We start from the raw sequence: 14,737 nt of genomic DNA on the forward strand, positions 1-14,737 counted from the left end.
GTACGGTTGATGGCATGCGGCCCGTTTCAAAGATCGAACGCACGGTGGCGCCCTTCGAGGTCGTCAGCTCCTACCAGCCCAGCGGCGACCAGCCTGCTGCCATCGCCGACCTGGCCAAGCGTGTGCAGGGCGGCGAGAAGGACGTCGTGCTGCTCGGCGCGACCGGCACCGGCAAGTCCGCCACCACCGCGTGGATGATCGAGAAGCTCCAGCGCCCGACCCTGGTCATGGCGCCGAACAAGACACTGGCCGCCCAGTTGGCCAACGAGTTCCGCGAGCTGCTCCCGAACAACGCGGTCGAGTACTTCGTCTCCTACTACGACTACTACCAGCCAGAGGCGTACGTCCCGCAGTCGGACACCTACATCGAGAAGGACTCCTCGATCAACGAGGAGGTCGAGCGCCTGCGCCACTCGGCGACGAACTCCCTGCTCACCCGCCGTGACGTGGTCGTGGTCGCCTCCGTCTCGTGCATCTACGGCCTGGGCACGCCGCAGGAGTACGTGGACCGCATGGTCCCGCTCAAGGTCGGTGAGGAGATCGACCGGGACGACCTGCTGCGCCGCTTCGTCGACATCCAGTACACGCGCAACGACACCGCCTTCACGCGCGGCACCTTCCGCGTGCGCGGCGACACCATCGAGATCTTCCCGGTCTACGAGGAGCTGGCCGTCCGCATCGAGATGTTCGGCGACGAGATCGAGGCGCTGTCCACGCTGCACCCGATCACCGGCGAGATCATCAGCGAGGACCAGCAGCTCTACGTCTTCCCCGCCTCCCACTACGTCGCCGGACCGGAGCGCATGGAGCGCGCCGTCAACGGCATCGAGAAGGAGCTGGGGGAGCGCCTGGCCGAGCTGGAGAACCAGGGCAAGCTCCTGGAGGCCCAGCGCCTGCGGATGCGCACCACCTACGACATCGAGATGCTCCGCCAGATCGGCACCTGTTCCGGCGTGGAGAACTACTCGATGCACTTCGACGGCCGTCTCCCCGGATCCCCGCCGAACACCCTGCTCGACTACTTCCCGGACGACTTCCTGCTGGTCATCGACGAGTCGCACGTCACCGTCCCGCAGATCGGCGCCATGTACGAAGGCGACGCGTCCAGGAAGCGCACGCTGGTCGACCACGGCTTCCGGCTGCCCTCCGCGCTGGACAACCGACCCCTGAAGTGGGAGGAGTTCCAGGAGCGCATCGGGCAGACCGTGTACCTGTCGGCGACGCCGGGCGCCTACGAGCTGTCCCGGGGCGACGGCGTGGTGGAGCAGATCATCCGCCCGACCGGCCTGGTCGACCCCGAGGTCGTGGTCAAGCCGACCGAGGGCCAGATCGACGACCTGGTGCACGAGATCCGCGAGCGCACCGACAAGGACGAGCGCGTCCTGGTCACCACCCTCACCAAGAAGATGGCCGAGGACCTCACCGACTACTTCGTGGAACTCGGCATCCAGGTGCGCTATCTGCACAGCGACGTGGACACCCTGCGCCGCGTGGAGCTGCTGCGCGAGCTGCGCGCCGGTGAGTACGACGTCCTGGTCGGCATCAACCTGCTGCGCGAGGGCCTCGACCTGCCCGAGGTGTCCCTGGTGGCCATCCTCGACGCCGACAAGGAGGGCTTCCTGCGCTCCGGCACCTCGCTGATCCAGACCATCGGCCGCGCGGCGCGCAACGTCTCCGGCCAGGTCCACATGTACGCCGACAAGATCACCCCGGCGATGGAGAAGGCCATCGACGAGACCAACCGGCGCCGCGAGAAGCAGGTCGCGTACAACAAGGCCAACGGCATCGACCCGCAGCCGCTGCGCAAGAAGATCAACGACATCGTGGCGCAGATCGCCCGCGAGGACGTCGACACCGAGCAGCTCCTCGGCACCGGTTACCGGCAGCAGAAGGACGGCAAGGCGGCCAAGGCGCCCGTGCCCAGCCTGGGCGGCAAGGCGACCCAGGACGCCAAGGCGAAGGCGGCCAGGACGAAGGCCAGGGGCAAGACACAGCCCACGGACCAGCCGGCCGCCGAACTCGCCGGGCAGATCGAGGAGATGACGGACCGGATGCGCGCCGCCGCCGCGGAGCTCCAGTTCGAGATCGCCGCCCGGCTGCGCGACGAGGTGTCCGAGATGAAGAAGGAACTGCGCCAGATGCGGGAGGCCGGTCTCGCCTGACCCTCCCGACCCGTCCGGACCTCGGCATACGCGCCCTGTGTTGCAACACCGACACAAAGCGCGGGCCGGGGTTCGGCACGGTCGGCGACGCTGCGTAGGGTTCTGGGCAACCGCGTGATGCGCGGCAACAGGGGAACACCGAGAGGGGATTCAGCCGTGACCGTCAACATGACCAAGGGCCAGGCCATCAGCCTGGAGAAGAAGGACGGGGCCACCCTGACCGCGGTCCGTATGGGTCTCGGCTGGCAGGCGGCGAAGCGACGGGGGCTGTTCGGCTCGCGCACCCGCGAGATCGACCTGGACGCCTCGGCGGTCCTCTTCGCCGAGAAGCAGCCGGTCGACGTGGTCTTCTTCCGCCATCTGGTGAGCGACGACGGTTCCGTGCGGCACACCGGTGACAACCTCGTCGGCGGTGTCGGGCAGGGCGGCGACGACGAGGCCGTCCTGGTGGACCTCCAGCGGGTCCCGCCCCACGTCGACCAGATCGTCTTCACGGTGAACTCCTTCACCGGGCAGACCTTCCAGGAGGTGCAGAACGCGTTCTGCCGCCTGGTGGACGAGACCAACGGCCAGGAACTCGCGCGCTACACGCTGGCGGGCGGCGGCGAGTACACCGCGCAGATCATGGCCAAGGTGCACCGCCAGGGCGTCGGCTGGACGATGACCGCGCTGGGCGAGCCGGCCAACGGGCGCACCTTCCAGGACCTGATGCCGGCGATCCTGCCGCACCTCTAGGGGGTGACCGGCCCGCACCACGACACGACACAGGGGGACGGCGATGGGGGTCGAACTGGTGCGGGGGCAGAACCACCCGCTGCCCCGGACCCGGCTGGAGATCCTGATCTCGGCCGAGGTCCCCGTGCTCGTGGCGGCCGCTCTCGGTGACGAGGGCGGCCGCGTCCGTGACGGCCAAGGGATCGCCCATCCCGGCGCCCCGGTCCTCGCCGGTGTCGAGGTGCCCAACGCGACGGCCGCCGGGCACCGTCTCTCTGCCGACCTGGGGGCGCTGTCCGAGGCGGTGCACCGCGTCACCGTGCTGCTGGCGCTGCCGGGGCCGGCGGCGCGGTTCGGCGCGACGGCCGCCCCGCGGGTGACCGTCACCGATGCCGACGGCACGGAGATCGTCGGCTTCACCCTCGCCGGGCTGGACGCCGAGTCGGCCGTCGTCGCGCTGGAGCTGTACCGCAGACAGGGCGGCTGGAAGGTGCGCGCGGTCGGCCAGGGGTACGCGGAGGGCCTCACCGCACTCCTGGCGGACCTCGGGCTGCCCGGGGCCCGCGAAGCGGCCGAGGCGATCCATGAAGCAGCACGCCCCGGAGCGGCCCAGGCCGCCGCTCCGGCGAAGACCCGTCCGTCCGACGGCGGACCCGTCGACTACACCCACCCCGGGCGACAGGCTTCCCCGCGGCTGCAGCCGCAGCCGCAGCCGCAGCCGCAGCCCATCGCGGGCGACGCGGCGGGCTGGTCCATGGAGGAGCGGCTCTACAACCAGGTCTGGGGCATGTTCGAGGACCTGGCCCGCTCCACCGCGGCCCTGCGCAGCGCGGCGGACTTCGCCGCCGCCCGCCTCGACCGGGAGCTCGACGCGGCCCTGGCCGACCCGCGCGCCAGGATCGGGGGCGCCGGGGAGGCGGCACGGAAGGCGGCCCAGGCCAAGCACGACGAGCTGATGGGCCGGGCGCAGGCGGCCCACGACCGGGACCTCGCCCAGCTCACCGCCGAGGCAAAGGTCGTCGAGCCCGCACTGCCGGCCGCGTACGCCCGCTGGGACAGCCCCGTCTGGCAGGGCCACCGGATGCCGACGGAAGTGCCCCATGCCGTGCGGCTGGGCGACCTCCACCTTCCCGAGGCCGCGTCCCTGCGCATTCCGATGCTGGTCAGGCTGCCGCTGGAGCGGGGCCTGTGGGTCGACAGCGGCGCCACACCGGCCGACCTCACGGACACGGCCGAGCGGCGCCGCCTGGCCCTGGACGTCGCCGTGGCCCTCGCCGCGCGGCTGCTCGCCGTCCACCCGGTGGGGGAGTTCTCCGTGGAGGTCGTCGACCCGGCCGGGTCCGGAGCCGGACCGATCGGGGCTCTCACCCGGACGGGCGCGCTGACGGGACCGCCCGCGAGGGGCACGGCGGGCGTCGCCCAGGCGCTGGAGGCGCTCACCCGGCGGGTCGACCTCGTACGCATGGCGATCGGCGGCGGCGCCACCGAGGCGTTGCCGGACGGCTTCGACACCGCCCGGCGCCTGGTGATGGTCAACGACTTCCCGCAGGGCTTCGACGACCGCGCCCTGACCCGGCTCCGCTTCCTCGCCGACGAGGGCCCGGCGGCCGGGGTCCATCTGCTGCTGGTCGCGGACCGTGCGGACGCCGGGGAGTACGGGCCTTCGCTCGACCCGCTGTGGCGTTCGCTGACGCGACTCACGCCCTCACCCGACGACCATTTCGCCGACCCCTGGGTCGGGCACGCCTGGATCTTCGAACCGTCACTGCCGCCGCGGGGCGGGGCGGTGCTCCAGCAGGTGCTCAGCGAGGTCTTCGCGGCCAGGATCAAGGGAGAGTAAAGACTCTCTGAGCTGCTCACTTGGTCTTTACTTTACTTTTCTCTTTACTCTCCCTTGGTGATTGCGCTACCGTGTTCGTGCGGAGGGGAGTACTCCTTGATGCGGCGACCCCGTCAATACGGATCCCCATGGATTCCGGGGCGCCGGCCCGTCCCTCGGGTGGAAGAGACCTCCGGCAGCGACAACGCTGATGTTTGCCGTGACGTGATGCCGGAGGTGCAGTGGACGTCTCGATGACCCTGTGGGTCTTGACCATCGTGGGGCTGGCAGCCCTGATCGCGGTGGACTTCCTCATCGGCCGCAAGCCGCATGAGGTGTCCATCAAGGAAGCGGGCATCTGGACAGCCGTCTGGATCGCCCTGGCCGGGCTCTTCGGCCTCGGACTGTTCTACTTCGGCGGCGCGCAGCCCGCCGGGGAGTTCTTCGCCGGCTTCATCACCGAGAAGTCGCTGAGTGTCGACAACCTCTTCGTCTTCGTCCTGATCATGTCGAAGTTCGCGGTCCCCGCGCAGTACCAGCAGCGGGTCCTGCTCTTCGGCGTGCTCATAGCCCTGGTCCTGCGGGCCGTCTTCATCGCGGCCGGCGCGGCGATCATCGCCAGCTTCTCCTGGGTGTTCTTCATCTTCGGCGCCTTCCTGATCTGGACCGCCTGGAAGCTCATCCAGGAGGCCCGCGCCGATCACGACGACGAGGAGTACGAGGAGAACAAGCTGCTGAAGGCCGCGGAGCGCAGGTTCGGCGTCGCCGACCGGTACCACGGCACCAGGCTGTGGATCGAGGAGAACGGCAAGCGGGTCATGACCCCGATGCTGGTCGTGATGCTCGCCATCGGCACCACCGACGTGCTGTTCGCGCTGGACTCCATCCCCGCGATCTTCGGCCTGACGCAGGACCCGTACATCGTCTTCACCGCCAACGCCTTCGCCCTGATGGGTCTGCGCCAGCTCTACTTCCTCATCGGGGGCCTGCTGAAGAAGCTGGTCCACCTGTCCTACGGCCTGTCGGTCATCCTGGGCTTCATCGGCGTCAAGCTGGTGCTGCACGCCCTGCACGAGCTGGGCGTACACGTCCCGGAGATCAGCATCCCGGTCTCCCTGGCCGTGATCTGCGGCGTGCTCGTCATCACCACGATCACCAGCCTCATCGCCTCCAGGAAGCAGGCAGCCGCCGAGGCGGCCGGGGGCACCGGCGCCTCCAAGGACAGCATCGACGCCTGACCCGTCACCCCGAGACCCGTGCGGAAGGTGCCGCGGCCCGGCACCTTCCGCACGGGACGGCTCCGCCCCGCCCGCCCCACCGCGCCCGCCCGACCGGTGCGCCGGACGAAACGAACGGAATGCGAACCCTGTACGCCTCTGCCACCATCACTGCATGATCACTCGGCTCAGGTCGCTCGCCGCGCGGTGGACGCTCCTCGTGCCGGTGCTCGCGGTCGTCCTCCTCGTCTTCACCTGGGGCCGCGGCCTGCCCGGCGCGGTCGTCGCCCTTGTCGCCCTCGTGCTCGCCGGGTCCGTGCTGGCCGCCGTGCACCACGCCGAGGTCGTCGCCCACCGGGTGGGCGAACCCTTCGGCTCCCTGGTGCTCGCCGTCGCCGTCACCATCATCGAGGTGGCGCTGATCGTCACCCTCATGGTCGACGGCGGGGACAAGAGCGCCACCCTGGCCCGCGACACGGTGTTCGCCGCCGTGATGATCACCTGCAACGGCATCGTCGGCATCTGCCTCCTGGTCGGCTCCCTGCGCCACGGCACCGCGGTGTTCAACCCCGAGGGCACCGGAGCCGCCCTGGCGACGGTCGCCACCCTGGCCACCCTCAGCCTGGTACTGCCGACCTTCACGACCAGCAAGCCCGGACCCGAGTTCTCCTCCGTGCAACTGACGTTCGCGGCCTTCTCCTCGCTGATCCTCTACGGCCTCTTCGTCGCCACCCAGACCGTCCGGCACCGCGACTACTTCCTGCCGGTCACCAAGGAGGGCGACGTCATCACCGGGGCCGACCACGCGGCACCCCCGACCGCCCGCCGGGCCTGGTTCAGCCTCGGCCTGCTCGGCCTCGCCCTCGTCGGCGTGGTCGGTCTCGCCAAGGGCGTGTCGCCCACCATCGAGTCCGGGGTGGAGGGCGCGGGCCTGCCCCCGTCGGTCGTGGGTGTGATCATCGCCCTGCTCGTGCTGCTCCCGGAGACCATCGCCGCGCTGCGCGCCGCCCGCCGCGACCGCGTGCAGACCAGCCTCAACCTCGCGCTGGGCTCCGCCATGGCCAGCATCGGCCTGACCATCCCGGCCGTCGCCCTGGCGTCGGTCTGGCTGGCCGGACCGCTCGTGCTGGGCCTCGGCCCCACGCACATGCTGCTGCTCGCGCTCACAGTGGTCGTCGCTTCGCTCACGGTCGTACCCGGCCGCGCCACCCCGCTCCAGGGCGGCGTCCATCTGGTCATCTTCGCCGCCTACCTGGAGCTGGCCCTCAACCCGTAGCCGGGGGCGCCCCACCGGGCCCGCCGGCCGCCCGGCGGGCCGTGATAGACCGGGTGCGAGCGGTGGCCGTCCTGCCGGCCGCCCCCGACGCACCGGAGGAGACCACCGTGCCCCGCAGCCTGGCCAGCGCCCCGATCATGATTCTCAACGGGCCCAACCTGAACCTCCTCGGCCAGCGGCAGCCCGAGATCTACGGCAAGGACACGCTGGCCGACGTGGAGGCCATGTGTGACGAGGCGGCGCACGCGTACGGCGGCACGGTGGACTGCCGGCAGTCCAACCACGAGGGGCAGCTGGTGGACTGGATCCACGAGGCGCGGCTCGACCACGCCGGGATCGTCATCAACCCCGGCGCCTACTCCCACACGTCGGTGGCGATCCTGGACGCGCTCAACACCTGCGACGGCCTGCCCGTGGTGGAGGTCCACATCTCCAACATCCACCAGCGCGAGTCCTTCCGGCACCACTCCTACGTCTCGCTGCGCGCCGACGGTGTGATCGCGGGCTGCGGGGTGCAGGGGTACGTCTTCGCGGTGGAGCGGATCGCCACGCTGGCGGGGTCGGCGCGGGCCGACGCCTGAGCGCCGCCCCGGCTCACCAGCCGCGCGCGTGCCACTCCGGCAGATGCGGGCGCTCGGCACCGAGGCTCGTGTCGTCTCCGTGGCCGGGGTAGACCCAGGTCTCGTCCGGCAGCGCGTCGAAGATCTTCGTCTCCACGTCGTGGATCAGGCTGGCGAACGCCTCGGGGTCCTGGTGGGTGTTGCCGACACCGCCGGGGAAGAGGCAGTCGCCGGTGAAGACGTGCGGGTGGCCGTGCGGGTCGTCGTAGACCAGCGCGATGGAGCCCGGCGTGTGCCCGACCAGGTGGCGCGCGGTCAGTTCGACCTGGCCGACGCGGATCACGTCCCCGTCGTCGACCGGCACGTCGGTGGGGACCGGGATGCCCGGGGCGTCCTCCCGGCCGGCGTACGTACGCGCGCCGGTGGCACCGACGACCTCGCCGAGCGCCTGCCAGTGGTCGCCGTGCCGATGGGTGGTGACGACGGACGCGATGCCGTCCCCGCCGATCATGGTGAGGAGCGTGTGCGGCTCGGCGGCCGCGTCGATCAGGAGCTGTTCGTCGGTGGCCCGGCAACGCAGCAGATAGGCGTTGTTGTTCATCGGGCCGACCGCGACCTTCGTGATCATCAGGTCCTTCAGCTCGTGCACGTCCGCCGGACCGCCGACCCTGACCTCGCCGCTGTACGTCATGAAGATCAGCCTATAGCGGGGCGGGGGCCGGTGACCCGGCGCCGGTCACAGCGGGGGCAGTGCGGGCAGCTCGCCGCCCTTCACCTCCAGCGCGGCTCCGTCCCGGCGTCCGGCGAGCCAGCCCAGCAGGTCGGCCGGAGTGCCGGTGACGGTGACCTCGGGCTGGGGCGCCTCCTGCCCGGTGCGCCAGGTCCGCGTGCCGTCGCTCAGCGATGTCGGGGGCACGTCGGGTCGGCCCAGGAAGCGCTGGGCCAGGAACTCGGTCTCGCGCTCGGTGAACTCGGCCGGGAGGTCCTCCAGCTCGTAGCCGGCGCCGAGGTCCACGTGGTGCAGCCCGACCTCGGCCCAGCGCCGGAACGGCAGGCGGGCCGCGACGTCGGTGACGCCGTTGCGCAGCTCCACCGCGCGGTTCCAGTCGCCCGGCGCCGAGCCCGCCGCGTCGAACCGGGCCGCGCTGTCGCGCAGGTCGGTGAGGTGGGTCTCGAGCGGGCGCGGGGCGTCCCGCTCGATGTCGGCGTCGCGGGCCTCGGGGCTCACGTACATCGGGCGGCCCTCGAGGACGTTCACGAGGGCGTCGGCGTTGCGGGCGATGTGAGCAAGGACATGTCCGCGCGTCCAGCCCGGAAGCCGTGACGGCTCGGCCAGCGCCGCGTTGTCCAGTGCGGCGGCCGCGCTGAGCAGCCGTTCCGTCGCTTCCTGTACACGGGCCAGGTCATGAGCGTGATCGGTCATGGGGCCCGACCCTAGCCCGACCACTCCTTCGGGTGAAGGTGGCGAACATCCTCCGTAATTCGAAAGCACGTGCTATATCGTCGAAGGCGGCGTCGGGCATGCAGGACGGCTGGGGATTGTTATGCCTCCAGGAATCCGACCGGCGTTGTCAGTGGCTCCCCCTAGGCTCGAAGAAGCAGGGGGCCTCGGCCCCTGTCACTTCTCTGAAGAAAGGTGCGGACCGGCGTGGCCGACCGTCTCATCGTCCGTGGCGCGCGCGAGCACAACCTGAAGAATGTCTCGCTCGACCTGCCGCGTGACGCGCTCATCGTCTTCACGGGCCTGTCCGGGTCGGGAAAGTCCTCCCTGGCCTTCGACACCATCTTCGCCGAGGGCCAGCGCCGCTACGTGGAGTCGCTCTCCTCGTACGCCCGCCAGTTCCTCGGGCAGATGGACAAGCCCGACGTCGACTTCATCGAGGGCCTCTCGCCCGCGGTCTCCATCGACCAGAAGTCGACCTCGCGCAACCCGCGCTCCACGGTCGGCACCATCACCGAGGTCTACGACTACCTGCGCCTGCTCTTCGCGCGCATCGGCAAGCCGCACTGCCCCGAGTGCGGCCGGCCCATCTCGCGCCAGTCGCCGCAGGCCATCGTGGACAGGGTGCTGGAGCTGCCCGAGGGCAGCCGCTTCCAGGTCCTCTCCCCGCTCGTGCGCGAGCGCAAGGGCGAGTTCGTCGACCTCTTCTCCGACCTCCAGACCAAGGGCTACTCCCGCGCGCGGGTCGACGGCCAGACCATCCAGCTGTCCGAGCCGCCGACCCTGAAGAAGCAGGAGAAGCACACCATCGAGGTGGTCGTCGACCGCCTCACGGTGAAGGACTCCGCCAAGCGCCGCCTGACCGACTCCGTGGAGACCGCCCTCGGCCTCTCCGGCGGCATGGTCGTGCTCGACTTCGTCGACCTCCCCGAGGACGACCCCGAGCGCGAGCGCATGTTCTCGGAGCACCTGTACTGCACGTACGACGACCTGTCGTTCGAGGAGCTGGAGCCGCGCTCCTTCTCCTTCAACTCGCCCTTCGGCGCCTGCCCCGAGTGCACCGGCATCGGCACGCGGATGGAGGTCGACCCGGAGCTGATCGTCCCGGACGAGGACAAGTCGCTCGACGAGGGAGCCATCCACCCCTGGTCGCACGGCCACACCAAGGACTACTTCGGCCGGCTGATCAACGCCCTCGCGGACGCCCTCGGTTTCCGTACCGACATCCCCTTCGCCGGGCTGCCCCAGCGCGCGAAGAAGGCCCTGCTGTACGGCCACAAGACCCAGATCGAGGTCCGCTACCGCAACCGGTACGGACGCGAGCGGGTGTACACCACCCCGTTCGAGGGCGCGGTGCCCTTCGTCAAGCGGCGGCACAGCGAGGCCGAGAGCGACGCCAGCCGGGAGCGCTTCGAGGGCTACATGCGCGAGGTGCCCTGCCCGTCCTGCCAGGGCACCCGGCTGAAGCCGGTCGTCCTCGCCGTCACCGTCATGGGGAAGTCGATCGCCGAGGTCTCCGCGATGTCGATCAGCGACTGCGCGGACTTCCTGGGCGAGCTGAAGCTGAACGCCCGCGACAAGAAGATCGCCGAGCGCGTGCTGAAGGAGGTCAACGAGCGGCTGCGCTTCCTGGTCGACGTCGGCCTGGACTACCTCTCCCTCAACCGCGCGGCCGGCACGCTGTCCGGCGGTGAGGCCCAGCGCATCCGCCTGGCCACCCAGATCGGCTCCGGCCTGGTCGGCGTGCTCTACGTGCTGGACGAGCCCTCCATCGGTCTGCACCAGCGGGACAACCACCGGCTGATCGAGACCCTGGTCCGGCTGCGCGACATGGGCAACACCCTCATCGTGGTCGAGCACGACGAGGACACCATCAAGGTCGCCGACTGGATCGTGGACATCGGTCCGGGTGCCGGTGAGCACGGCGGCAAGGTCGTCCACAGCGGTCACCTCAAGGAGCTGCTCGCCAACCCCGAGTCGCAGACCGGCCAGTACCTCTCCGGTCGCAAGGCGATCCCGCTGCCGGACGTGCGCCGGCCGCTCGACCCGTCCCGGCAGCTCGTGGTGCGCGGCGCGCGGGAGAACAACCTCCAGGACATCGACGTGTCCTTCCCGCTGGGCGTCTTCACGGCCGTCACCGGAGTGTCCGGCTCGGGCAAGTCGACCCTGGTCAACGACATCCTGTACACCCACCTGGCCCGCGAGCTCAACGGCGCGCGGAACGTCCCCGGCCGCCACACGCGCGTGGACGGCGACGACCAGGTGGACAAGGTCGTGCACGTCGACCAGTCGCCCATCGGCCGCACCCCGCGCTCCAACCCGGCGACGTACACCGGTGTCTTCGACCACGTCCGCAGGCTGTTCGCCGAGACCACCGAGGCGAAGGTGCGGGGCTACCAGCCCGGCCGCTTCTCCTTCAACGTCAAGGGCGGCCGCTGCGAGAACTGCTCGGGCGACGGCACGATCAAGATCGAGATGAACTTCCTCCCGGACGTGTACGTCCCGTGCGAGGTCTGCCACGGCGCCCGGTACAACCGGGAGACCCTGGAGGTCCACTACAAGGGCAAGTCCATCGCCGACGTGCTGAACATGCCGATCGAGGAGGCGACCGACTTCTTCGAGGCGGTGCCCGCCATCTCCCGGCACCTGCGCACCCTGAAGGACGTCGGCCTCGGCTACGTCCGCCTGGGCCAGTCCGCGACCACCCTGTCCGGCGGTGAGGCGCAGCGCGTCAAGCTCGCCAGCGAGCTGCAGAAGCGCTCCACCGGCCGCACGGTCTACGTCCTGGACGAGCCGACCACCGGTCTGCACTTCGAGGACATCAGCAAGCTGCTGAAGGTCCTGACCGGTCTGGTGGACAAGGGCAACACGGTCGTCGTCATCGAGCACAACCTCGATGTGATCAAGACCGCTGACTGGGTCATCGACATGGGCCCGGAGGGCGGCGCGGGCGGCGGTCTCGTGGTCGCCGAGGGCACGCCCGAGGAGGTCGCGGCGGTTCCGGCCAGCCACACCGGGAAGTTCCTGCGCGAGATCCTCGGCGCCGACCGGGTCAGCGACGCGGGTCCCGTGAAGGCCCCGCGGGCACGGAAGACCGCGAAGAAGACGGTGGCGAAGGCGGTTCCGGCCAAGGCCGACGGCACCGCCACCGCCAAGGCCGGCACGGTCAAGAAGGCGGCCGCCAAGAAGGCGACGCGGGCCCGCAAGGCCTGACGGAAACCCGTCGTACGAGTGGCGCCTCGCGGGACTCTCCCCGTGAGGCGCCACTCGCCGTTTCAGCCCGTCACAGCGGGCCCAGCTCGGCCGCGTACGGTGGCTCCGCGCCCGCCCGCGAGCAGGTGACCGCCGCCGCGCGGGCGGCGAAGCCGAGCAGCCGCCGCCAGGTGTCCGGGCCCAGCCCGGCGAGCGCCCGCGCGGACAGCGCGTCCAGGGTGGACAGGCCGTGCAGCAGGGCCGCGTTCACGGTGTCCCCGGCCCCGATGGTGTCCACGACGTCGACCTTCTCGCCGGGCACCCGGTGCTCCGCGCCGTCGGCGGTGTGGACGGTGAGGCCGTCGCCGCCCCGTGTGACGACCACGGCCGACGGTCCCGCGGCAAGCCACTCGCGCGGGGTGCCGCCCAGCCACCGGGCGTCCTCCTCGGACAGCTTCAGCAGCGTCACCGAGGGCAGCCAGCCGCGGAAACGCGCGCGGTAGGCGTCCGCGTCCGGGATCAGGCCCGCCCGGATGTTGGGGTCGAGCGCGGTGAACAGGCCCTGGCCGGCGGCCGACCGCATCAGCTCCTCGTAGGCGCTCGCCCCCGGTTCCAGGGCGAGCGAGCAGGTGCCGAAGGACACCGCGCGGGTGCCCTCGGGCAGGGCGGCCGGGGTGGTGAAGAGGCGGTCGGCGGTGCCCTCGACGTAGAAGGAGTAGGCCGCCGAACCGCCGGAGTCGATCATGGCCACCGCGAGCGTGGTCGGCTCCGGGCCGCGCTGCACCGCCGAGACGTCCACCCCGGCGCGGCGCAGCCCGTCGAGCAGGGCCTCGCCGAAGGCGTCGTGCGAGGCGCGGGAGACGAACGCGGTCGGCGAGCCCAGCCGGCCGAGGGCCACGGCGGTGTTGAACGGGCCGCCGCCGAGCGCCGGTTGGAGGCCGGCCAGGGCGCCACGGCCCTGCGGTACCAGGTCGATCAGTGCCTCACCGGCGACGACGATCACGGGGTGATTCCCTTCTCGGAATGCGAGGTCGATTCCATGCCGGCGGTGTCCGCCGGCCGGGGCTCCGGGCAGCCGCAGGAGGCGCGGTGGACGAAGGCGCAGGGCAGCCGCACCGTTCTCGCCTCCCGGTCCGGCGCCGCCAGGCGGTCCAGCAGCACCGCGACGGCCCGGGCGCCCATCTCCCGGCTGGGCTGGGCGATCGCGGTGATCCGGGGTGCGAACAGGTCGGCCCAGGCGAAGTCGTCGAAGCAGGCGAGGGCGATGTCGCCGGGCACGCTCAGGCCCCGCTCCCGCAGAGCGCGCAGGGCGCCGATCGTCATCGCGTTGTTGGCGGTGACCAGCGCCGTGGGCGCATCGGACAGGGCGAGCAGCGCGGCCGTGGCCCGCTCGGCACCCGTGGCTTCGGAGCTGCCGGACACCACGAGTTCGTCGTCGGCGTCGAGTCCCGCCGCCGCGAGTCCCTGCCGGTACCCCGCGATCCGCTCGCTGGTGGTGCTGAGCCCCGGCAGCCCGGCGACCAGGCCGATCCGCCGGTGTCCCAGGGAGGCGAGGTGGGTGACCAGCTCGGCCATGGGTCCGCAGTTCTCGGCGCACACCTGGTCGAACGGCCCCTGCCCGGGGCCGACCGGCTCCAGCACCCGGTCCAGCAGCACCGTCGGCACTGCCTGGCGCCGGAGGTACGCCACGAGGCCCCCCGGCTCGGCGGAGGGCGCGACGATCATGCCGTCGACCCGGCGCTCGTGCAGCAGCTGGACCACCTTCAGCTCGTGCCCGGGGTCGTCGTGCGGGTCCGCGATGAGCAGGCTGTAGCCCGCCTCCAGCGCGGCCGCCTCCACCCCCTGGAGGATCTCCGTGAAGTAGGGATTGCTGATCGCCGACACCGCGAGTCCGATGGAGCGGGTCCGGGAGGTCACCAGGGAGCGGGCGAGGGAGTTGGGCGTGTAGCCGAGGGCCTCCACGGCGTCCAGCACGGCCTGCCGGGTGTGGGGGAGCACCGGGCGCGTGCCGTTCAGGACGTGGGAGACGGTCGCCACCGAGACACCGGCGCTCCGGGCCACGTCGGCCATGGTGGACATCGCGCTTCCCCTCCCACGAGATCCCGGAACGCGGTCCCGGCCGCCGGCCGGGGCGCGGCGGGCGGGTGCGGGCCACGGCGACCGCCGTCGGTCCCACGGGCGGGAAGGTATCCCATCGGCCACCCGTGCGTAAACGCTTGCGCAAGCGCTTGCGGACGCGCCCTCGCCCGGTGACGCCCTACGCCGGGTGCGCTCCGGGCGCCCGCCCCCGCTCCGAATCCGTCCCGCATGCCCGGATAAGGTCGCTCTGCACATCCCCTGACCTGTGGAGCAACCG

General features: G+C 71.1%; 11 protein-coding genes. 7 read left to right on the forward strand and 4 right to left on the reverse strand.

Annotated features, from left to right (window positions below; genetic code table 11):
* The first annotated feature begins 14 nt into the window (after positions 1–14).
* From uvrB to aroQ, 6 genes are all read left to right on the forward strand, one after another.
* Positions 15–2,162 (forward strand): excinuclease ABC subunit UvrB, encoded by a 2,148-nt coding sequence (gene uvrB / locus EV284_RS16305; RefSeq protein ID WP_130334594.1) that lies wholly within the window; start codon positions 15–17, stop codon positions 2,160–2,162.
* Between the two features lie 156 nt (positions 2,163–2,318).
* Positions 2,319–2,897, forward strand: coding sequence for a TerD family protein (locus tag EV284_RS16310; protein ID WP_130334596.1), 579 nt, complete (start codon positions 2,319–2,321; stop codon positions 2,895–2,897).
* Between the two features lie 43 nt (positions 2,898–2,940).
* A complete protein-coding gene (locus EV284_RS16315; RefSeq protein ID WP_130334598.1) occupies positions 2,941–4,716 on the forward strand; it encodes a TerD family protein in 1,776 nt (591 codons plus the stop codon).
* 233 nt (positions 4,717–4,949) lie between these two features.
* Positions 4,950–5,933: a TerC family protein gene (locus EV284_RS16320; protein ID WP_165425534.1), complete on the forward strand. Its 984-nt coding sequence runs from the start codon at positions 4,950–4,952 to the stop codon at positions 5,931–5,933.
* Between the two features lie 154 nt (positions 5,934–6,087).
* Positions 6,088–7,188 carry an ionic transporter y4hA gene (locus EV284_RS16325; protein WP_130334602.1) on the forward strand — a complete coding sequence of 367 codons (1,101 nt, stop codon included), beginning with the start codon at positions 6,088–6,090 and terminating at the stop codon, positions 7,186–7,188.
* A gap of 107 nt (positions 7,189–7,295) precedes the next feature.
* Positions 7,296–7,769: a type II 3-dehydroquinate dehydratase gene (aroQ, locus tag EV284_RS16330; protein ID WP_130334797.1), complete on the forward strand. Its 474-nt coding sequence runs from the start codon at positions 7,296–7,298 to the stop codon at positions 7,767–7,769.
* Between the two features lie 13 nt (positions 7,770–7,782).
* Here aroQ and EV284_RS16335 read toward each other — a convergent pair whose 3' ends face one another.
* Together EV284_RS16335 and EV284_RS16340 are read right to left on the reverse strand one after the other, a co-directional pair.
* Positions 7,783–8,439 carry an MBL fold metallo-hydrolase gene (locus EV284_RS16335; protein ID WP_130334604.1) on the reverse strand — a complete coding sequence of 219 codons (657 nt, stop codon included), beginning with the start codon at positions 8,437–8,439 and terminating at the stop codon, positions 7,783–7,785.
* 45 nt (positions 8,440–8,484) lie between these two features.
* Positions 8,485–9,171, reverse strand: coding sequence for a maleylpyruvate isomerase family mycothiol-dependent enzyme (locus tag EV284_RS16340; RefSeq protein WP_130334606.1), 687 nt, complete (start codon positions 9,169–9,171; stop codon positions 8,485–8,487).
* Positions 9,172–9,396: 225 nt separating this feature from the next.
* On the opposite strand from EV284_RS16340, the gene uvrA reads away from it, so the two are divergent.
* On the forward strand, positions 9,397–12,402 hold the full coding sequence (gene uvrA, locus EV284_RS16345; RefSeq protein WP_130334608.1) for an excinuclease ABC subunit UvrA: 3,006 nt from the start codon (positions 9,397–9,399) through the stop codon (positions 12,400–12,402).
* A 70-nt stretch (positions 12,403–12,472) separates the two neighbouring features.
* Here uvrA and EV284_RS16350 read toward each other — a convergent pair whose 3' ends face one another.
* Positions 12,473–13,384 (reverse strand): carbohydrate kinase, encoded by a 912-nt coding sequence (locus EV284_RS16350; protein WP_130334610.1) that lies wholly within the window; start codon positions 13,382–13,384, stop codon positions 12,473–12,475.
* Positions 13,381–14,460 carry a LacI family DNA-binding transcriptional regulator gene (locus EV284_RS16355; RefSeq protein ID WP_130334612.1) on the reverse strand — a complete coding sequence of 360 codons (1,080 nt, stop codon included), beginning with the start codon at positions 14,458–14,460 and terminating at the stop codon, positions 13,381–13,383. The genes EV284_RS16350 and EV284_RS16355 overlap by 4 nt, the downstream gene beginning before the upstream one ends.
* Positions 14,461–14,737: the final 277 nt, after the last annotated feature.

Source organism: Streptomyces sp. BK022, from assembly GCF_004217355.1.
Taxonomy (GTDB): Bacteria; Actinomycetota; Actinomycetes; order Streptomycetales; family Streptomycetaceae; genus Streptomyces; species Streptomyces griseoluteus.